Annotated in this window: 20 protein-coding genes; 11 read left to right on the top strand and 9 right to left on the bottom strand. The window is 40.8% G+C overall.

Going from position 1 to position 20,480, the window contains the following annotated elements; all coding sequences use genetic code 11:
* Positions 1 to 29: 29 nt before the first annotated feature.
* Entirely contained in the window at positions 30 to 1,658 is a 1,629-nt protein-coding gene (locus tag Q5O24_15045; protein WKY47646.1) for a DUF2974 domain-containing protein, read from the top strand.
* Between the two features lie 151 nt (positions 1,659 to 1,809).
* Positions 1,810 to 3,402, top strand: coding sequence for a diguanylate cyclase (locus Q5O24_15040; GenBank protein ID WKY47645.1), 1,593 nt, complete (start codon positions 1,810 to 1,812; stop codon positions 3,400 to 3,402).
* Positions 3,403 to 3,535: 133 nt separating this feature from the next.
* Here the strand turns inward: Q5O24_15040 and Q5O24_15035 are convergent, their stop codons facing one another.
* The 6 genes from Q5O24_15035 to Q5O24_15010 form a co-directional block, all read right to left on the bottom strand.
* Positions 3,536 to 4,825, bottom strand: coding sequence for a hypothetical protein (locus tag Q5O24_15035; protein ID WKY47644.1), 1,290 nt, complete (start codon positions 4,823 to 4,825; stop codon positions 3,536 to 3,538).
* Positions 4,826 to 4,854: 29 nt separating this feature from the next.
* Complete coding sequence (locus Q5O24_15030; protein ID WKY47643.1) at positions 4,855 to 5,652, bottom strand: SDR family oxidoreductase; 798 nt, start codon at positions 5,650 to 5,652, stop codon at positions 4,855 to 4,857.
* 120 nt (positions 5,653 to 5,772) lie between these two features.
* Positions 5,773 to 6,285: a hypothetical protein gene (locus tag Q5O24_15025; protein ID WKY47642.1), complete on the bottom strand. Its 513-nt coding sequence runs from the start codon at positions 6,283 to 6,285 to the stop codon at positions 5,773 to 5,775.
* Between the two features lie 190 nt (positions 6,286 to 6,475).
* On the bottom strand, positions 6,476 to 7,546 hold the full coding sequence (locus Q5O24_15020; protein WKY47641.1) for a HAMP domain-containing sensor histidine kinase: 1,071 nt from the start codon (positions 7,544 to 7,546) through the stop codon (positions 6,476 to 6,478).
* The gene (locus Q5O24_15015) at positions 7,536 to 8,216 is read right to left on the bottom strand and encodes a response regulator transcription factor (GenBank protein ID WKY47640.1); all 681 of its coding nucleotides are present in this window, start codon (positions 8,214 to 8,216) and stop codon (positions 7,536 to 7,538) included. Before Q5O24_15015 ends, Q5O24_15020 begins: the two co-directional genes overlap by 11 nt.
* A 129-nt stretch (positions 8,217 to 8,345) precedes the next feature.
* The gene (locus Q5O24_15010; GenBank protein ID WKY47639.1) at positions 8,346 to 9,104 is read right to left on the bottom strand and encodes a helix-turn-helix transcriptional regulator; all 759 of its coding nucleotides are present in this window, start codon (positions 9,102 to 9,104) and stop codon (positions 8,346 to 8,348) included.
* Positions 9,105 to 9,458: 354 nt separating this feature from the next.
* On the opposite strand from Q5O24_15010, the gene Q5O24_15005 reads away from it, so the two are divergent.
* Entirely contained in the window at positions 9,459 to 10,367 is a 909-nt protein-coding gene (locus tag Q5O24_15005) for a 3-methyl-2-oxobutanoate hydroxymethyltransferase (protein ID WKY47638.1), read from the top strand.
* A gap of 73 nt (positions 10,368 to 10,440) precedes the next feature.
* Entirely contained in the window at positions 10,441 to 11,232 is a 792-nt protein-coding gene (locus Q5O24_15000; GenBank protein ID WKY47637.1) for an SDR family oxidoreductase, read from the top strand.
* Between the two features lie 171 nt (positions 11,233 to 11,403).
* Here Q5O24_15000 and Q5O24_14995 read toward each other — a convergent pair whose 3' ends face one another.
* Positions 11,404 to 11,961, bottom strand: coding sequence for a TetR/AcrR family transcriptional regulator (locus tag Q5O24_14995; GenBank protein WKY47636.1), 558 nt, complete (start codon positions 11,959 to 11,961; stop codon positions 11,404 to 11,406).
* Positions 11,962 to 12,219: 258 nt separating this feature from the next.
* Between Q5O24_14995 and Q5O24_14990 the strand changes: the two genes are divergently transcribed.
* The 7 genes from Q5O24_14990 to Q5O24_14960 all read left to right on the top strand — a co-directional run bounded on the left by Q5O24_14990 (position 12,220) and on the right by Q5O24_14960 (position 17,844).
* A complete protein-coding gene (locus tag Q5O24_14990; protein WKY47635.1) occupies positions 12,220 to 13,401 on the top strand; it encodes an aldo/keto reductase in 1,182 nt (393 codons plus the stop codon).
* Between the two features lie 147 nt (positions 13,402 to 13,548).
* Positions 13,549 to 14,241, top strand: coding sequence for a TetR/AcrR family transcriptional regulator (locus Q5O24_14985; GenBank protein WKY47634.1), 693 nt, complete (start codon positions 13,549 to 13,551; stop codon positions 14,239 to 14,241).
* Between the two features lie 186 nt (positions 14,242 to 14,427).
* Positions 14,428 to 15,060, top strand: a complete 633-nt coding sequence (locus tag Q5O24_14980) for a corrinoid protein (protein ID WKY47633.1) — start codon at positions 14,428 to 14,430, stop codon at positions 15,058 to 15,060.
* 64 nt (positions 15,061 to 15,124) lie between these two features.
* Entirely contained in the window at positions 15,125 to 16,108 is a 984-nt protein-coding gene (locus tag Q5O24_14975) for a uroporphyrinogen decarboxylase family protein (GenBank protein WKY47632.1), read from the top strand.
* Positions 16,109 to 16,411: 303 nt separating this feature from the next.
* Positions 16,412 to 16,771: an HsmA family protein gene (locus tag Q5O24_14970; protein WKY47631.1), complete on the top strand. Its 360-nt coding sequence runs from the start codon at positions 16,412 to 16,414 to the stop codon at positions 16,769 to 16,771.
* A 175-nt stretch (positions 16,772 to 16,946) separates the two neighbouring features.
* Positions 16,947 to 17,306: a VOC family protein gene (locus Q5O24_14965; protein WKY47630.1), complete on the top strand. Its 360-nt coding sequence runs from the start codon at positions 16,947 to 16,949 to the stop codon at positions 17,304 to 17,306.
* Positions 17,307 to 17,340: 34 nt separating this feature from the next.
* On the top strand, positions 17,341 to 17,844 hold the full coding sequence (locus Q5O24_14960) for a GNAT family N-acetyltransferase (protein WKY47629.1): 504 nt from the start codon (positions 17,341 to 17,343) through the stop codon (positions 17,842 to 17,844).
* A 58-nt stretch (positions 17,845 to 17,902) separates the two neighbouring features.
* Here the strand turns inward: Q5O24_14960 and Q5O24_14955 are convergent, their stop codons facing one another.
* A complete protein-coding gene (locus Q5O24_14955; protein WKY47628.1) occupies positions 17,903 to 19,351 on the bottom strand; it encodes an MFS transporter in 1,449 nt (482 codons plus the stop codon).
* Positions 19,348 to 19,800, bottom strand: coding sequence for a MarR family transcriptional regulator (locus tag Q5O24_14950; GenBank protein ID WKY47627.1), 453 nt, complete (start codon positions 19,798 to 19,800; stop codon positions 19,348 to 19,350). Before Q5O24_14950 ends, Q5O24_14955 begins: the two co-directional genes overlap by 4 nt.
* Positions 19,801 to 20,480: the final 680 nt, after the last annotated feature.

Below are 20,480 nucleotides of genomic sequence, written 5' to 3'. Positions count from 1 at the left end.
GATAGACCTATGTAAAAGGATGGTATCTGATGCAAAATATTGTTGATTATATTGAGTGGCGCGGGGATCTGATTTTTGATGAGTATCCCTTTAATCTGGTCGATAACGTGATTCTATCCGTTTTTTCTTATGTTGATTTTTCCGGGCTGGTTCCAGGTGTCGGTGAAAGCGGCACAATCACCATTGGTCAGCTGTATGAAAAGCAGCATCCTCGAGCGGGTGGTGTAGCGCATCCCATGAAAAGTTTGTCAACGATTCCGGAACGATTTTTTAAGGCGCTGGCAAGCTCCCGAAGATTTGGCGAATTGACGGTTTTTAATTATAAAGAAGTGTATGATGAAGAAAAGAGGATTCAGTTTGCCGCGGTCCAGATCAGGCTTTCAGAACAGACTGTATATCTGGCTTATCGTGGTACCGATCAGACTTTGACCGGCTGGCGGGAAGATTTTTATATGAGCTTTCAGGCGGTGGAATCCCAATATGAAGCGGTTCGTTATCTGCAGGAAACCATGATGCCGGGAATTGATTACCATCTTGGTGGTCATTCGAAAGGCGGCAACTTAGCGGTTTATGCGGCAATGATGTGCAATGACAGCTTAAAAGAGGGAATCGCCAAGGTCTACAGCAATGATGGTCCGGGCATGTCGGAAGAACTGCTCCATTCGGAAAAGTATGCTCGGATTCAGGGGAAAATTACCCAGATTGCACCGGAGTTTTGTGTGATTGGCTTGCTGTTTTCACAATCTGACGATTATATCATCGTAAAAAGCGACCAGAAGGGGATTATGCAGCATGATGCTTTATCATGGGGAGTAAAGGGAGACCGGCTGATTGAAACGAAGCAGTTTCAGGAGGATTGTCTGCGTTTAAATAAAACACTTGAAACCTGGCTGGAAGGTGTTGGTCTGGAGGAACGAAAAGCCTTTACCGACCGCTTCTTTGATACTTTGGAATCCGGCGGTGCAAAAGGGCTGGATGAACTGGCGACAAAAGGAATTAATGGTTTTGAAGGCATTTTAAACGATATGATCAGAGCGGATAAAGGCTCAAAAAAGCTGGTAGGTGATTTTTTAAAGACGGCGGTGACAGGTTTTTTATTAGATCAGCTGATGGAGCAGATTAAAAGCAGAGAATCAATCAGGGGGATGTTTTTTATCTTTATTGGCCTTTTGCTGATGCAATTTCCAGCTGAAGTGCTGGTCATTTTTGGGATCACCCTAACCCTTGCTTTGTTTATTCTGACGGTTTTTCGCTTCTACCATTATCTGATGTCTCACCTTTATCCTGAAAAATACCACAAGCCGGAAAGAATAAGAAACCTTTTGATCGATCTGTTGGTGCTGATTATTTTTGCGGTGGCGGTCATTAATCAGAAATTGCTTCTAAACTCCCTGGATTTAAGTCTGGCAGTCTTTTTTGCCATTTATGCCTATCTTATTTTTCGCGGCAGCCGCTTTGAGGAAAGTAAAAAAATTAGAGCCTTTCAGATGATCCGGGCTTTGGCCATGGCTGTAGCTGGTCTGATTGCCTTTTTTTCGCGTCGGGATTTGACTGTTATATTTGTAATGATTGCAGGTGGTTTGCTGATTGCTGAAGGAGTGGTAGTGATTGTAAGGGGGCTTTTGAAAGAACATAAAAATAATGCGGTAAAAAATTGAATAATCAGTGCAGATAGGCAAGGGTTAAAACGCAGAAGTGAACGTGGCTGTTTCTTTTGTTTGGTGGCTGCAATGGTCAGAGTGGCATGTTCCATCAAAAGATGATACAATTAGCCAAAAGTCAATCGTTTGATAGAAAAGGATTCAAGGTATGAAAGAACTGATAAAAAATAATTTTAAGCTGCTTATAAAATTTATGGCTGTAATTTTTATTGCATTAAGTTTATTTACCATTGTTATAACCGCTTATTTTCAGTACAAAATGGATGAACAGGAAAAAAGTCATCTAATTAACCAGGAAAAAGTGGTGTTGGAGTCAGAACAATCAGCGATCTACAATAAATTGAACAAGCGGACGGCAGAATTATTATTTCTGTCAGATTGCCTGCGATTACATGATTCTGGAGATGGCGATTATTCGGATGTTGAGGCAGAGTGGCTTGCTTTTTCCAATCGCAAACAGATTTATGACCAGATCAGATTTATTGATGCTAATGGGGATGAAATTATTCGGGTGGATAATAATGGAGAGGGGGCTGTTCTTATTAGCGGTGATCAACTGCAAAATAAAAGCGACCGCTATTATTTTATCAATACCATCAGCCTCAAAAATAATGAGATTTATATTTCCCAGTTTGATTTAAATGTTGAAAATGGAGTTGTTGAAGAACCGCAAAAACCAATGCTTCGGTTTTCAATTCCCTATTATGATGTGAACGGTATATTAAGAGGGATTGTGCTCCTGAATTACTCTGGAACAGACTTGCTTAATCAGGTTGAGAATGTTTCTGAATTAAGCGGCGGTGAAGTCAGTTTATTAAACAGTCAAGGGTATTGGCTGTTTAATAGTGCTAGTGCGGATAAAAATTGGGCTTTTATGTATGAGGGGCGAGAAAACGAATCCTTTGCTGAGTTATCGCCTGAAGTCTGGCAGACAATATCATCTAATGATGAGGGTGCAATTAATGCCGAAGAAGGGGTGTACATTTATTCAAAGGTATTAGGTGGACAGGCGTTTTCACTGGATAACAGCGAATATTCTCTGGTCTTGGGGGATTCCGATTGGATTCTGCTTTCTGAAATTGGTGGTGATTCGGAGAGTTTTCTTTATGATTCCAATTTCGGAGCTTTCATCCTGAATTGTATTAAAAAGTATAGTCTTATTTATGTAGGGCTCCTGATTTTTTCTTTTATTATTGCCTTGCTGATGGTCGTCAATAAAAATGAGAAAGAGCGAATTAAATTTTTCTCAGAATATGACACGATGACCGGAGTGCTTAACAGAAGAGCAGGTTTTGAAAAACTCAATGGTCTTTTGGACAAAAAGCCTCATGAAGCAAAAGTGAACAGTTTGTGTTTTATAGATATTAACGGATTGAAAGAAGTCAATGACAAACTTGGTCATGATGCTGGTGATGAACTGATCAAAAGCGTTGTCGAGGTCATCAAAAAAAATATTCGTGGTTCTGATTTGGTTTCCAGACTGGGGGGCGATGAATTTCTGGTGATTTTTGAAGGGATCGATGTTGATGAAGCTGAAGAGGTCTGGGGACGAATCGTTGCCGAATATAATCATATCAATGAATCTGAAAACCGAAGATACCTGATCAGCGTCAGTCACGGGATTGAGCAGATCTGGCAATATTCCCAAAAATATATTGACGAAGTAGTGAATCGGGCCGATGAAAAAATGTATGCGGAAAAAAAGGAAATAAAAAAGGTCGTGAAAATTTTAAGAGATTGAATCTTTTGAGATAATGATATTTTAAAAGTTAGGGCTTGAATAGATTAATTTTGCGGAAAAATTTAAGAACTTCGGGGCTTCGTGCTGCTTGAATGATGCCGTTGTTAAATACAAAGACTATTAACCGGTGCAGTTAATAGTCTTTAATTTTGTAGAATTTTTCGGCTTGCCAGCTGGCTGTTGAATAGGCGCTATCTTTTCTGTTTTCAAAACGCACACCTTCAGAAGCAGAATAGTCTACATTTATTTCATCTAAAGCGCTTAAAATTCTTTTTACAAATTTGTCTGATTCAAAATGCTGTAATATATCTAGCGTTATACAATTACCAACGGAAATCATATTGATAATCAGGCCTCTGGTACCACTACTATAGAGATGCATCGATTTGATATAGTCACGACAGCTGTCCAGCAGGAATTGACCAAGATAACTGCTGACATAAGTGTCGATGCAGATATCGTTGAAAAATGACATCATCTCCTTTTTTGCGTCTAAGCCAGAAATTGAATCCAGTTTGTTATATAGGCCGATCTGGCTATTGAGCGAGGCTTTAACCGAATCAGGTGACTTTTGCTGCTTCATTAATTGGTGATACAGACCGGCCTGTTCAGCCAACGACATTTTTTCTGTTTCATCTGAATAAGGCAGGTAGATGCTGCCCACACAATTTTTATGGGTATTCGGTTTGTTGATTGGCTCCCGATAATCAGTAGCTATACTGCAGACGATCGGCTTATCTGCGAGGGGATACAGCTGCTTAATATTTTTTGACGCCAATAGAGAGATGAAAATAGCAGGTGTGGCCTTATTTGCTTTTGAAAAAGCAATAAACTGTTCCTGATTAATATAAATCTCCGTGCGGTAATGATTTTCCTTTTCTTCTGCATTTTCAGGCAGTCTGAAGCCGTCTTTGGAAACTTCAAAGACATTGTCCTGATCAACTGATGAAAATTCTGTGCCATAAGGTTCATCGGTTTCGTCGACTAGAAATGGGTCGCCGGCTAGTCTGATGCCACTACTATCTAAAGTCTTATTGTATTTCAGACAGCAATAATAGTAGATAAGAGTTTCGACAAAGGGTTTGATTCCGAGTCCATCACATAGTGCATGATGGAAGGCGACACAGATTTTATTGTCCGTGTAAGTAACGTCTAGCAAATGGTAGCCGGTGGACATACTGCCCAGAACACGGGACTTTGCAGTTTTTACGGCAATCATCGAGATAGTGTTGTCTTCCAGATAGTATTCGCCGTTTTTTTCTACTAACTTGGAATTAAAGTAAGGATATCGCTGCAAGGCTTTATCCAGTGCTCTGGATAAGTAGGAGCCGCGAATGCGATCTTTCATGCAAATATCAATGACAGTACTTGAGTAACCGTCCTCTCTGTAAAGAAATGATTGACCTGAGCGGATTTTTTTCATAGTGACTCCCCTTTTAAAATGATAACAATTTAATGCTCGGTGGCTGACATAACTTTGTTAATCAGCTTTGTCGCCGACAGTGGGCTGATCCGCTGGAGTGTGCTCATTAAGCGACAATCCTTTCCGATGAAGTTGCGAAGTTTTCCCTTTTCCATTGTTTTTACAATCAGTTCAGCCGCTTCTTCAGGTTTAAGAACCAGGTTTGCCTTTTTGCTGTCGCTACCGTCACTGTAAGCGATATTTGAATTTTTCTTGATATCTGTTTTAATACCACCAGGGATGACGACAGATACCGATACATTTGTGTTATCAAGTTCGGATGCCAATCCTTCGGTCAGCAATTTGACGGCAGCCTTTGATGCACCGTAAACACTTTGGCCAGGTACCGGGAGAAAGCCGCCCATACTGGAAACATTGAGAATAGAAGATTCCGGCCGGGTTTTCAAATGGGGGAGAAAGGCTCTGACCGTATAAAGGGTACCGTAGAAATTGATATTCATGACCCGTTCGATCTGGTCTTCGCTCAGTTCATCCAGGTAGATAAAGGGTTGGATGATCCCGGCATTATTGATGATCCCATCGATGTGTTCATGCTCTTCGATGACAGTTCTGGCAAAGTTAAAAACTGCTACCCGGTCCGAGATGTCCAGCTGATAGGTGAAAAATTTGAACGGATTGCCGGCTATCTTGCTGGTCTCGGCCAGCGCGGCCTCGTTAATATCAACCGCCAGGACAGTTGCACCTTTAGTAAGCAATAACAGAACTAATTCTCTGCCAACACCGTTTCCACCACCAGTGACTACTATTTTTTTTCCTCGTAAATTCATTTTTTTACTCCTTTTAATATTATTTGCTTTTTTTAAATTTAAGAACTGCCAAAGTTGCGCCGGAACAGGCTAAAAGGCCGATGCTTGTTAGAATGATTGCTTTTTTCATCATATGCTCCTTTAAATAATTAATTGACTGGCCTTTTCACAGGCTTCATAAATGACATCATAATTGCTTTCAATCATCGGATTAACCAGGTCACTGCTTTTTTTTGTGATCTTTTTGTTAAGAAAATAGGGAAGACCCCAGCCGATAAAACCGGGAATAGCCAGAACGACACACAGAGGGATTGCGCCAGCAAGGTAAGAAAAAGTTGCGCCGGCTAAAAATACTGTTCCGCCAACTCCTACTCCTAAGGAGACGGCCATTGCCTTTGTGTTTTTGGAACGTTCCAGTTTTTCGATGTTAATAAAGGCATCTTCGCATTTTCGCTGCAGGTCGCTGAGAGCAACCCGATTCTTTATTTTTCTGTCTCGCTGCAGTTTTAATTTGACAGAATCAATCCCGGAGCTGGAATTGATGATGGTCCAGCCTAGTGCATGGTAGCAGTCGCTGCAAAGCTGTACTAAATTGGCTTTGACACTGACTTCAAGATAGTCGTGCATGATAATTTTGTTATTTGTTTCGTTCATGGTATTTCTCCATTTCATTTACTTGATAGCTGTATTTTACGTTTCAAATGTTATTTATCGTTAATCTTTTGTTAAACAATTGTTAAAGTGAAAGTTTTTGAGACAAAACGATACATCCTGAGAAAAATGAACTTGTTAAACGAGTTTGAGACAAAAAAAAATCTCCCGCAGGAGATTTTAATTAAAGGAGTTAGTAGTTTGAGTTTTTTAAGGTGATGGTAAAAGTTGTGCCCTTTCCAACCTGGCTGTCGACTGCAATACTGGCATCAACCAGATCGATAATGCGTTTAACCAGCGAAAGCCCCAAACCGTTACCTTCCTGGGAGTGGGAGGTATCCCCTTGATAGAATCGGTCGAAAATGTGACGGCTGCTTTCTTCATCCATCCCACAGCCGGTATCGCTGATCTTGACGGTGATCGAACCTTTTTCTTTAGTCAAAACAATCTTAACCGTGCCTTTTTCAGGAGTGAATTTAATGGCATTAGTCAGAAGATTGTTCCAGACAATTTCGAGAAGATTTTCATCGCTGTTTAAGACTGCTTCGTCCAAATCGACATCGAACTCGATTAATTTTTCATTGAATTTATCTTCCAAAGCCAGGATGCAGCACCGCAGCTGTTCATCCAGTGAGTAGCTTTCAGTTTGAATGATTTCCTGGTTTTCAAGCTTGTTGAGTTTTAAAATATCACTGACCAGAGCTGATAACTTTCGGGAGGCCTCGATGATCGTTTCAGTATACTCAAGTTTGTCTTCGGGTTGCAGGTTTTCGTTTTGCAGGGCGGTTGCGTAACTTTGGATAATGGCCAGCGGTGTTTTGATTTCATGGGAAACATTGGCGATAAAGTCGCTCTTTAACATTTCAATAGTTGATAGCTCCTCGACCATTTTATTAAAATCATCGATCAGGACTTCCAGTTCATCTTTACGCTGGTCTTTCCGTTGGGAGTGGACATGGGCGGTAAAATCTCCGCTGGCGACTTTTCTGGCGGCTTGACCAATCTCCATAACGGGTTTCTGAAAAGAAGTGTACAAGATATAGCGAGTGACCAGACTGACAATCAGCCCGACAAAAATAACATAAGACAGTCCGGTCACAACCATAATCCAGGGGCTGACCTGATCCATTAACTCCTGGTTAAAAATCAATACTTCACCGGCAGAGCAGATTAAAACAACGCCAAAAATAATCAGAAACTCTTTCCAGAATGGACGTTTGGCATTAATCCTTTCGTCCTTTGTTTCGGAATATTTAAACTTCATTTTTGATCACCGCTTTATAGCCCAGCCCTCGAACGGTGACGATTTCGATATCATCACAGGATGAAAGTTTCTCCCGCAGTTTGGTAATTGAGACATCGACAGTTCGCGGGGAACTCTCTGACTCATAGCCCCAAAATTCATCCATCAGCTGGGCCCGTGTAAAGGTTCGTTTGGGATAAGACAATAATTTAAAAAGAATGTTAAATTCTTTTACGGTTAAGGGCAGTTCCTGGTCATTGAGGTAAGCGGTGGTTTCTTCTTCTTTAAGCAGAAGGGAGCCGACCTCGAGTTTCTGCTCATTGCGGATATTAGCGCGCCTTAAAAGTGCGGCGACTCGCAGGATCAGTTCGTCCATTTCGACAGGTTTAACCACATAGTCATCGATCCCCAGGTTATAGCCTTTCTGTTTGGCCTCCAGATCATCCCGGGCGGTCATAAAAAGAATGGGGATTGTTTTATTATGCTGTCTGATCGCCTGAGCAAATTCAAAACCATCCATTTCCGGCATCATGATATCCGAAACAATCAGATCGATGGGGCCTTCAAGAATCTGGTCGTAAGCTTCATTTCCGTCTTTGCAGCTGATGGCATGATAGCCATTATCGTTTAGAAAAGTACAGATGATGTAATTGAGTTTAACATCGTCTTCGACAACTAATATATTTATCATTTTTTTCTCCTGTAACAAGTGTAGTGCTTTATTATAGAATAATGAAGTTAAAGTTTTGTTAATGACTTCCTGTTTCCAGATAAACGGCAAACCTCCGCAAGACCAATAATTTTTGCGGAGGTTTGATGATTAATGCAAGTTTTTATCCTGAAGCAGGCGGACAAGCAGTTCCTGCAGGGTCGAGACATGCATTTTTTCATATATATGAGCTATATGTTTATAGGTGGTCGCTTTGGAAATGTAAAGTGACTGGCTGATTATCGCCGGGGTCATGCCCTGACATAAAAGATTGGCGATTTCTATTTCCCGGGCAGTAAGATTAGCCGTTTCCCAGGCGATCGATTCGATATTATTGATATCAGACTGATGATAAAAGAAGTTTTTATGCAGATTGTTGAGTTGTGGGACAGCCAGGCTTAAAGCCTTTATTTCACGCTCAGAAAAATTTTCGTCGCGTTTTTTATCCAGGGCGAAGAGGGTGCGTGGCTTTCCATTGAGATCGAAGAGGACAAAACCCAGTGAATAATAGATGCCCAGCGAACGAATGTAGTTGGTGATAAATTCGGTGTGCGGTTCCTTTTTCCAGGTGCGAATATTAATTAAGGGTCGGGCAGGATCTTCGTTAAAATCGCGGATCAGACTGTAACGGCCATTGTCTGCTTTTGAATAGTATTCAAGATAGAGGGTGCTGAAGTGTTTATCGATATTCACCAGATACTGGTTACAGACTTTGCCGTTGCCATCCAGAAAATAAGCTAAGGCCTGATCGAAGTCACACAGTTTTTGCAGACCGGTCAAGATTTCGATCGAAAATGCTTTACGATCATGAATTTTTCCGCATGAAAGGGTGAACTCATAGATTTTTTCCCAGGGAATAGTTGTTTGCATTTTTGCCTCCATCCAGACCTATTATAATCAAAGTCATATAATTTACGAAATGTTTATAGTTTAATCATAATCAGCAGGGCCTGGAAAGTCAAGGGTATTGTAAGCGATTAATAAAGGATAATATATGGCGATTTGCTGCTTTGTAGAGAGTGAGAAGGGAAAATGAAGTAAGATCACTAAAATTAAAGTCTATCATTAAAGCCTATTGATAGAAATACCTAAATGTAATGATTTTTTATACCTAAGATTATGAATTTCAGCAGTAAGCGATTTTTGCTAAACTTAAGTCATCAAAGAAAAGGATTACATGCTTAGAAAAAGGAAGTATGTAAAGCCTGACAAGGAGGAAAGAATATGTCAACTGAAAAAGTTAATCAAGCGGAAGTTGAAATTGCAAAGGAAGACAAAAAGGTTACCGCATCAAAGATGAAAATTGGCCGAAAAACCATTGCCTATCTGCAGGAGCTCAAGGATAAGGGGGAAAAGATTGTCCAGATGTGTCCGGCCAATCGCGACCAGTATTTTACCATGGCGGCCGAAATGGCTGGTTGTGACATCTGTCGGCTGACAGTGCCCGCTGAAAACACGGCGATGTCCATTGCCAATGCCCCCTGGTGGATTCGCACCATTCGCAATGCCGCAAAAATTATTCACATTAATTTCTACATGCAGACACCAACGTTTTCTTCTAAAGAAAAAGCGTTGGAATACGGATCGATGTATATGGCGGAAGGTGCCGATTCGCTTTTGCCCATGGGTGTCAATAATGAAACGCTGAAATACATGGCGGATAATCATCTGGTAGTCTTTGGTCATGTTGGTGCCTTATCCGGTTGGCAGACCAGCCGACATGGCGGTTATAAGCGATTGGGAAAAACGGCTGAGGATGCCATGGATGTTTTTCGAATGGCTTATGAATATCAGGAAAATGGGATGATGGGGATGACCATTGAGCTGACGCCGATTGAAGTAACCAATGCCATTGCGGCTAAACTGCACGTCCCGGTTGTTTCCATTGCGGCTGGGGGCGCAGCAGATGGCTGTGAAATGGTTGACTTTGATACCTTTAATATGATGCCCTCACCAGTTTCTCACGCCAAAGCCTATGGCGACTTTTTCAAATGGGCGGCGACAGCCTACGGCGGATGGGCAAACGATGTTCGCACCGGGGCTTATCCGGAAGATAAACACGGTTTTCATATGGATGAAGCGGAGCTGGATAAATTTATGAATCAGCTGGAACAAAAGTATACCGTTAAATAATTAGGCCTAAAAAGGATTGATCCGTGTAGTAATGATTAACAGAATCAAAATGCAGAAATCGGGAGGTCTGAAGATGTCAGAACGTTTATTGGGTAAAGCGGCAGTTGTAACCGGAGCCGCCTCCGGAATGGGAAAAGCCATCGCCCTGGCCTATTTAAAGGAGGGGGCGAATATTGTCGCAGCTGACTTAAATGAAGGCGGTTTAGCCGAGCTGGAAAAGGAAGTATCTGAGCTGGGGATGAGTGGACAGTTCAAAACGGTAAAATGTAACATCACCAATGATGATGATTGCGCCAATGTGTTGAAAACCTGCGTTGAGACCTTTGGTACGTGCAATGTATTATCAAGCAATGCCGGCATTTCTGATGATTTTTCACTGGTGGAAGATCTCCGCAATGATGCCTGGGATCATGTCATCAATGTAAATTTAACCGGACAGATGAAGATCAGCCGGGCAGCCCTACAGTATTTTGTTGCCAATGAGATCAAGGCTTCAATTGTGATGATTACCTCTAATGCGGCTTTTGAAAGTGTAACCGGTGGACCGGCATACAGCGCGTCAAAAGCTGGCGCCAATGCATTGATGAAAGCCATTGCCTTTGAATATGGCCGCCAGGGCATCCGTTGTAATTCCATTTGCCCGGGTCCGGTCATGACTAATATTGCCAATTCGGTGACCCGTAATGAAGCAGGTGTGGCTATCCATTTGGCCACCGGCTATAATGCCCATTGTCGTGAATGGACCTGCAAACCGATCGGCATGGCCGAGGATATTGCGCCGCTAGCGGTCTATCTGGCCAGTGATGAATCGAGCTTTGTCAATTCAGCTTCGATCGTTATTGATGGCGGAGTTTGTTTAGGCTGAATCAAAATTTCAAGAGAGTTGTTTTGCAAGTCAACGTTAATAAGACTGAAGCCCACTGCAGCGGTTATATTGCAGTGGGCTTTTATGCCTTTAAAAATAATCGATTCATTAATCTTGGATGCCTTAAGTGGGAATTTCAAGATCCATAATTGTTCGCTTTTGTTCCTTAATTTAAATATTCACCACCGACCGCCACCACATCTTAAAGGCCTGCTCCCGGTAGACATCCAGTTTATCGGGATTTTCTTTTAAATAAAGGGCAAAAGCCAGTAATGCAGCAAACATCTGATTCATCATTAAGGCCGGGTCGATATTAACAACCGTTTCATTATCAATAGCTTCCTGAAACAGGTCAGCGACAAATCTGAAGTTGCGGGTAGCTTCTTCTTTGCTGAGTTTATCGATGTAAGGGGAGTTGGCAAACATCATAAAGAAGGAGACCACTTCCTGATTGGATAACCCCCAGTTCAGGCAGACAAACCAGAATTCCCGGATTTTAGCTTTGCTGGTAGTCTGATTTTGCATGTGATCAAGCAGATAGTTGCGGTAATCCTCTTTGCATTTCAAATAGAGGCGGCTAATCAGCTCTTCCTTGGTTTTAAAATGATGAAAGAGGGTGCCATTGGAGATCCCGGCCTCGTTAGCTATTTTTGAAGTTGAAGTGCCGTGAAAACCTTCTTTGATGAAAAGCTGCAGGGCGGCTCTCAAAATTTTTTCTTTATTATCCATACTTTCCTCCAGAGTAATGACTCTAATATAAATTTAGCACATTTGAGTGAAGAATGTCAATATTGTAAAAAATATAAAAAGCACTTGAAAAATTTCAGATATGATGGTACTATAACTAAAAAAGTAGAGCAAATGCTCTATTGTAATTGCAAATAGTCAGTAAATATGTTGATAAAATCAGAATGCTTTGATGAATTTCGACTGACTAGTCGGAATAATAAAGGAATCAAAGAGAGGATTATCAGAAGAGGTGAGATAATGCAATATCGGATTGATCCAAAAACAGGTAACAAAATTTCAGCGCTGGGCTTTGGCTGTATGCGCCTGCCTTCAACACTGGGGCGAATTGACATCGATAAAACAGAAAAACTCTTTCTTAAGGCCATTGACAAGGGTATTAATTATTTTGATACGGCCTATATTTATCCTGGCAGCGAAGCGGCCATCGGGCAGATTTTTTCCAAACACGGAATCAGGAAAGAGGTTTTTATTGCGACAAAATTGCCGCTGATCATGTGCCGGACCAGAGAAGATTTTGACAAATATTTTGATGGCCATCTGGAACGGTTAAAAACGGATTATATCGATTATTACTTTATGCATATGTTAGGCAGTCCAGCCCAATGGCAGCAGCTGAAGGATCTTGGCATTGAAGAATGGATTGAGGGGAAAAAGGCCGCGGGCCAGATTCGCCAGGTTGGTTTTTCATTTCACGGGCAGAAAAATGATTTCATTACCCTGGTTGATGCTTACGATTGGGATTTTTGCCAGATTCAGTATAATTACATGAATACCAATTATCAGGCGGGTGTGGCAGGCCTTAAATATGCGGCGCAAAAAGGTTTGCCGGTCTTTATTATGGAACCGCTGCTGGGAGGACGGCTGGCGACGGGATTGCCGAAAAAGGCGGAAACTTTATTTAAGTCGGAGGATCCGGCTGCTACACCCGTCAGCTGGGCGCTGCGCTGGCTTTGGAATCATCGTGAAGTAACCATGCTTTTATCCGGGATGAATGAGTTTTCCCAGCTTGATGAAAATATTGCTCTAGCTGAAAAGGCTCAGGCTGATTCTCTGACTGATCAGGAACTGGCAGTTATCGATCAGGTCATTGAAGCCTTCAACGCTTCTTATAAGATCCCTTGCACCGGCTGTAATTACTGTATGCCCTGTCCTCAAAACATTGACATTCCGGGCTGCTTTGCATCCTATAATGCGTCTTATGCTATCAGCCGCTCAACAGGAATTCAGCAGTATGTGGTCAATACCAAAGCCATGTCCAAATCACCGGCATCAGCCAGTGACTGCATTAAATGCGGAAAATGTGAAAAGCACTGTCCTCAGAATATTCCCATCAGGGATTCGTTGGATATGGTTAAAAAGCGGATGGAACCCTTCTGGTATAAGGCGGCGATGGCAGTCGCCAGACGGGTGATGCGGTAATAAGAAAAAAGACAATTTATAATGATAATATCAGATTAGGGTGCGATTGGTTAATATGAACGCGGTATTTTAATCGTTTTGTTTGATTCATTGCGTAAAACCGCTTTTCTATGCTATTATATAAAAAAATAGAAAGAGGACTTCAACTTGAATAACCGCGAACGGATTTATCAGACTGCCAAACGTCTTTATCTGGAAAATGGCTTTGATAATACGCCCAATACCATGATTGCCAAAGAAGCTGGGGTTAATCTGGGGCTGGTGACCTATTATTTTAAGACAAAGGATATCATTGCCAGTGACATGCTAAATAATAATTATGAGGTGCTGTATAGCCATGTGATAAAATATTTGGATCGTGAGGATGAGCTGCTTCAGTTGGTCACTTTTTTCAGTCTGCATTTTAAGATAACGGGAATTGATTCGGACTATGACCGTTTTATATATGAAATGAATAAGCTTGACCTATTGGAAAAGGCCACGCGGGACGGGAATTTATATAAACTGTATGAGTCCATCATCGAAAAAAATGACTGTCTTCATCCGGAAGAAAAAAAGCGTCGTCATGATTATGCCTTGACCGCCTCATATGGGGTGATGCGAGCCCTGACGCTTAAACAATATGAAGGGGAACTTGATTTATCCAAAGATGAACTGTTTGAAATCTGTGTTAATGAAATGCTATATGCCCTAAAAATTGATTCCAATCCATTGCTGCAGAAATCACTCTTGAATTCAGCTGATAGTATCACGGACCGGATTCTAGAAGAGTGCCGAACGCTTAGAAGTGTCAAAAATTATTTATACCAGGAAATACCTGTTATTGTTTGCGAACAATAACAGGTATTTTTATTTACAAATATTAAACCTATTTAAACCCATAAAACGATATAATTATAATATTAAAATAATATTTTACGAAAATAGTTGACTTAGGCTGATTCATGGGCTATAATTCAATTGCTTGCAAGCAATAACATGGGCGGTGTATAGATACTGTCTAGAACCAGTCAGGAGGAAGGGTTTATGTCTAAAATTGAAGAAGTAAAAGTTCTGGTGGAAACTGGTAAATCAAAAAAAATTGGAGCAGCTGTTCAGGAAGCTCTGGATAGTGGTACTCAGGCTCAGGATATTCTGAATGCGATGATTGCTTCGATGGGTGTAGTGGGTGAAAAATTCTCAGCCGGTGAGATTTTTGTCCCGGAAATGCTGATTGCAGCTAAAGCCATGTCTAAAGGGGTTGAGGTTTTAAAACCGGTAATGGCAGGTGATGGAGCTTCATCCCTGGGAACCTGCGTCATGGGAACGGTTGCTGGGGACCTTCATGATATTGGAAAAAATCTGGTTGTGATGATGCTTGAAAGTTCGGGATTCACCATGGTTGATCTGGGTGTAGATGTTCCGGCTGAAAAATTTGTTGAAGCCATTAAGGAAAATGAAAACGTTGTCCTGGTTGCTTGCTCCGGTCTTTTGACAACGACTATGCCAGCTTTAAAAGAGGCTGTTCAAACTGTCAAAAAGGCTTTCCCAGATATGAAAGTGATTGTCGGCGGAGCGCCAGTTACACAGGAATATGCCGATGAAATTGGTGCCGATGGCTATGCACCGGATGCCGGATCTTCGGCTGCCAAAGCAAAATCTTTGCTTGGCATTGCCTAAACGCTTTAAGAAGAAAATAAACAGAATTTGTTTGCAAACAAGTTTTTTAAATATAGGAGGAACGATGTTAACAATTAAACAGAATTTACTGGAAGTTTTGAATGGTGGTCAGCCTGACCGTTTTGTTAATCAGTACGAATTTATGGATTTGATTCTGGAAGCGCCAATGGATCTTCCTCTGGCTCCAGCACCGGGAACGAGAATAAAAAATAAATGGGGGATCACCTTTGACTGGCCGGCTGATCAGATTGGCTCTTTTCCAATGCATGATGATGAACATAAAGTCATTAAAGATATCTGTGACTGGCGAGAATCAGTTACTGCCCCGACTGTTTTTTATTCCGACGAAGAATGGGCTCCGGCCATCGCTCACGCCAATTCAGTCAATCGAGATGAGAAATATGTAACTGCCTTCTGTGCACCGGGGATTTTTGAAATGACTCACCACCTGATGAGTATGGAAGATGCCTTGATGGCTTTGTATGAAGAACCGGAAGAAATGAAAGCATTAATAGATTATGTGGTTGAATATGAACTTGCCTATGCTAAAGAATATATCAAACACATTCATCCTAATGCGCTTTTTCATCATGATGACTGGGGTAGCCAGATTTCATCTTTTCTTTCTCCAGAAATGTTTGAAGAATTTATTTTACCGGCTTACAAAAAGGTATATGGTTATTGGAAAGACAATGGGGTAGAATTGATTATTCATCATAGCGACTCTTACGCTGCCAACCTTGTTCCATATATGATTGAAATGGGAATTGATATCTGGCAGGGTGTTATGACCACCAATAATATTCCGGAAATGATTAAAAAATATGGTGGTAAAATAACCTTTATGGGTGGTATCGACAGTGGTCGTGTTGATTTCCCAGGCTGGACGCGGGAAAAGATTTATGAAGATACAAAAAAAGCCTGTGAAGAAAATGGAAAACATTACTTTATTCCTAATTTGAGCCAGGGTTTAAATATCAGCTCTTTCGAAGGGGTCTATGAAGCGACGACTGATGTCATTGATCAGCTTAGCAAAGAGATGTTTTAGTTCATAATTTGAGAAAATATATTTAAAATAGCAATGCTAGTATTAATAATAAGACTCTGGTGTAATTAAAAAAATTGTGCCAGAGTTTTTTCTGTGTTTATGATTGGTATGAGATCGAATAAGAATTTTTGCTAATAATTTAGTGGCTATTATATTTTTGAGTATGTGGGACGGAGTCTCTAAATATTTAAATCAACTGAATATTGCAGGATATGAGGTCTATAGGTTTGCTCGATTAATATCGAAATGATAAAATGAAACAGAAAATAAATAATCGACTGACAAAAAGGGACGGAGGTTATGATGTTAAAGTATGCAATAATTACTATTTCTCTGGCATTGATATTTTATTCGATTGGTGTTTGGAGTGAGAAAATTCAAGGAATGTTAAAAAAATGGCATCTGGCTTTATTTTATATTGGTCTGATTTGCGACACAACTTTGATGGGACAAATTGGTGAAAGTGGATCTTTATTGAGTTTCCATGGCATTACTGGTTTATTGGCAATCGTTTTGATGTTGTTTCATGCAATATGGGCGACCGTGGTGTTACGAAAGAATAATGAGCAGGATTTGATGAATTTCCATAAATTTAGCCTCATTGTTTGGCTGATTTGGCTGATCCCATTTCTTTCGGGCGCAGTTTTTGGAGTGAACAGCTAAATGGTGATTAGAAAAAGCCTGACTATAGTTGAGCAATTAAAAACTTTAGACTTGTATAGATTTTAATCAATGATTAGATATAAATAGTAATCAGAATAAACAGAAAGGTAAAAAATGGATAGAACGTATTTTTTTGGTTAAATAATAAATAAAAGAATATGATGGAGGTATCATTATGTCATCAATTATTCACTTTGAATTATGTGCAGACCAGCCTGAAAGAGCAGTAAAATTCTATGAAGAGGTCTTTGATTGGCAGATTTCAAACTGGGGCGGCCCCGGAGACTATTGGCTGGTTACAACTCATGAAGAGAGCGAACCGGGGATTAACGGAGCGATCAAAAAGCGGGACCAGCCTTCAGAGCGGACAATCAATACTATTGAAGTGGCATCCTTTGACGAATTTGCTGAAAAGATCAAAGCAGCGGGAGGAACGGTTTTATCGCCCAAACAGACAATTCCAGGAGTGGGTTATTTCGCTTATTGTAAAGATACTGAAGACAATCTCTTTGGAATTATGGAGTCACTGCAGTGACAAAACAATAAATATATTTTGAAAAGGAAATAAAATGACAAAAGAACCAAATATTAAAATTCGACAGTTTAAAGATAGTGATATACCAGTCATGAACCTGATTTGGAATGAAATTGTAGAAGAAGGAATTGCCTTCCCTCAAGAAGATTGTCTGACAGAAGAAAGCGGACGCAAGTTCTTTGGAGAACAAACTTATTGCGCAGTGGCAGAAGAGGTGGAGACTGAAAAAATTTATGGCCTCTATATTCTTCATCCCAATAATGTGGGTCGTTGCGGTCACATCAGCAATGCCAGTTATGGGGTATCTTCAGAAGCCCGAGGTTTACACATCGGTGAAAAGCTGGTTCGTGACTGCCTTGTTCAGGCGCCGAAATACGGTTTTTCAATTCTGCAGTTTAATGCTGTAGTGGCAACAAATTTTGCGGCCAGACATTTGTATGAACGACTGGGCTTTCAGCCCTTGGGGGTTATTCCTGGTGGATTTCGAATGAAGGATGGTCATTTTGAGGATATCTGCCCCTACTATATTTCACTGTAAGAGCAATTTAAATTAAAATAAGCGCTGATACGTTTTGATTGTGTATCAGCGCTTTATTTTAATCTTCCCGGATTGTTTCTGATGATTTACTGGCTTGTCGCTGGCGAATCAGCCTGAAAGCGGTAAGTAGTGCACCGACCAGACAGATTGTACCGGCGACAAGATAAACGCCGTGCATCCCATAAATAAAGATGTCGCTTTGTCCTTCGATGTAATCTGTAACAACATATCCAACCATTGAGCTCATTCGGCTGTAAAGAATTGTGGTGGAGAGAGCAATCCCAAAAACCATTCCCATATTTCTGATTAGGGCATTTACACTGCCGGCAATCCCTAATTTGTGTTTGGGTACTGTCGACATGATCAGGGAATTGTTGGGGGACTGAAAAAGTCCGTTACCGATTCCCAAAAGAGCAGTGTAGGTGACGATGACCAGAAGGGTTGATGAGACCGTAAGAGTAGACATTAAGAATAAGCCCAGGCTGGTGATCAACAGTCCAATAAAAGTCAAAAATTCGGAACCGATTTTATCTGACATATAACCGCTGACTGGAGCGACTACGGCCAGTATAGCCGGATAAATCATTAGCAGCATGCCAGCAAAGGAAGGTGAAAAGCCCATTGCGTTCTGCAGATAAAATGGCTGAATAATATTTGAAGCAAATAGCGCAATAAAGGATAGAAAACCACAGAACAGACTTAAGGAAAATAGACTGTTTTTAAAGATTGACAGATCAAGAAGCGGTTCGGCTTGTCTTTTTTCAGTGAACAGAAAACTGATAAAGGAAAGTGCTGCAATTCCCAGACCTAATAAAACCGGTGGACTTTGATAGCCCAGCTGACCGCCGGCTTCAATGGCAGCAAACATGGGGATGATAGTCAGCATAAACAGCAGCGAACCTTTCAGATCCAGTTTTTCCTGCATATCGATCTTGTTATGGGGTAAAATTTTCATGGCCATCAGGAAGCCGATAATTCCAATTGGGATATTGATCAGAAAGATATATTCCCAGCTGAGGGCCCCGACGATAAGGCCGCCCAGAGCTGGTCCGGTCAATGCCCCTAGCGCGACAAAGGTGCCGGTCATGCCGAGTGCCCGGCCTCGCTCGTGAGCAGGGAAAACATGGGTGATAATGCCCTGACTATTAGCCATTGTGGCAGCTGATCCGATAGCTTGAATAATTCTGGAAATAACCAGCATCATAAAACTGTGAGAGAGTCCGCACAATAGTGATCCGAAAGTAAATATCACGATTCCAAATTTAAAAACCCTTGATTTACCTAAAAGATCACCAAGTCGACCAAAAATCAGAATGAGTGCTGATACAGTGATCAGATAGCTGGTGACAACCAGCTGGATACTTGAGGTCGAAACGTTCAGAGACTGGGACATGACGGGCAGAGCAACATTGACGATACTGCCGTCCAGGGTTGCCATAAAGATAATTAAAAGGACGACAACGAGAATGATCCATCGCCTGCTATTGATGTTTTCAGTTTTATTCATAATTCCTCCTTGTGATGAGTAAAGTCCTGGAGTTTACTGTGGATTTTTGTAAGGGAACTCATAGTGATGGCCTTTTCTTCGTCTGAGAGATCAGCTGTGATAACAGCTGACAGTTTATTGATATCTGACTTTACAGCTGGAATGACACTTTTAGCTTTGGGGGTTAAATAGATCTTATTGGCCCGGTAATTGGCAGTATCTTTTTCCCGACGAAGATAGCCAAGATCGACGAGGCGACAGACGGTACGGGCAGTCATCGCCTTATCATGTCCTAATTCCTGGCTGAGTTGGCTTTGACTGATTCCATCATGATGATTGAGTCGTAAAAGATAAGGGTAAGTGCCACTGCTTAGATCATATTTTTTAAGAACCCGATCCAGATAAGTTTGGGTTGTTCGAAAGATCCAGCTGTTTAATTTGATAAAAGAAAGGATATCTTCTGATTCCATGATTGTCTCCTTTAGAATGTTATGATTGATTTGATTATGAAGAATATATAGTTGACTTGTCAACAGAGATTATACCGATTTTAAGTTGACTTGTCAACTATAAATTTAGAATCATCATAAAAGAGTGTATGATAAAGAAATAAAAGGTCTATTAATTCACAAAGTATGAATTATGGCAATATCTGCAGTTGTGCTTATACAATCTTATATGAGTTTTCAAAGCTGCATAAAAAGCCAGCCGGGATTCAAAATTAGTTGAATCCCGGCTGGCTTTTAAGGAAGATTTATTTCAGAAAAGGCAAAAACACCGACAATTTGGGAGGAGATCGGTGTTTTTGTAAAAGTGTTAATAAAATAATTTTGATGGGTTTCTTTTGAGGATGATTTAATCATAAATAAAAACGGCAATAAAGTCAAGTGATATTTCGGAAAAAACAAAAAAACATCATAAATAAGACATATAATCACTTCTTTGAATCACCGAATTTCATAAAAAATATACTTTAAGACAAAATATCACATAAGCAAGTGATTGTCGTTTCGGTTTGCGATTGATAAGTGAGCATTGTTTTAGATAGAGTGGTTAGATTAAATATAGCCAAACTTATATTGAGAACTTGTAAGCTTTTGTAGGTGGCTACTGTCATAAAATAGAAATTTAGGGTATGATGGTTAATATA

Source organism: Eubacteriaceae bacterium ES3 (assembly GCA_030586155.1).
Classification (GTDB): domain Bacteria; phylum Bacillota; class Clostridia; order Eubacteriales; family Eubacteriaceae; genus Acetobacterium.
The sequence above is the reverse complement of the archived record's forward strand: the minus strand, read 5'-3'. Positions and strand labels throughout refer to the sequence as shown.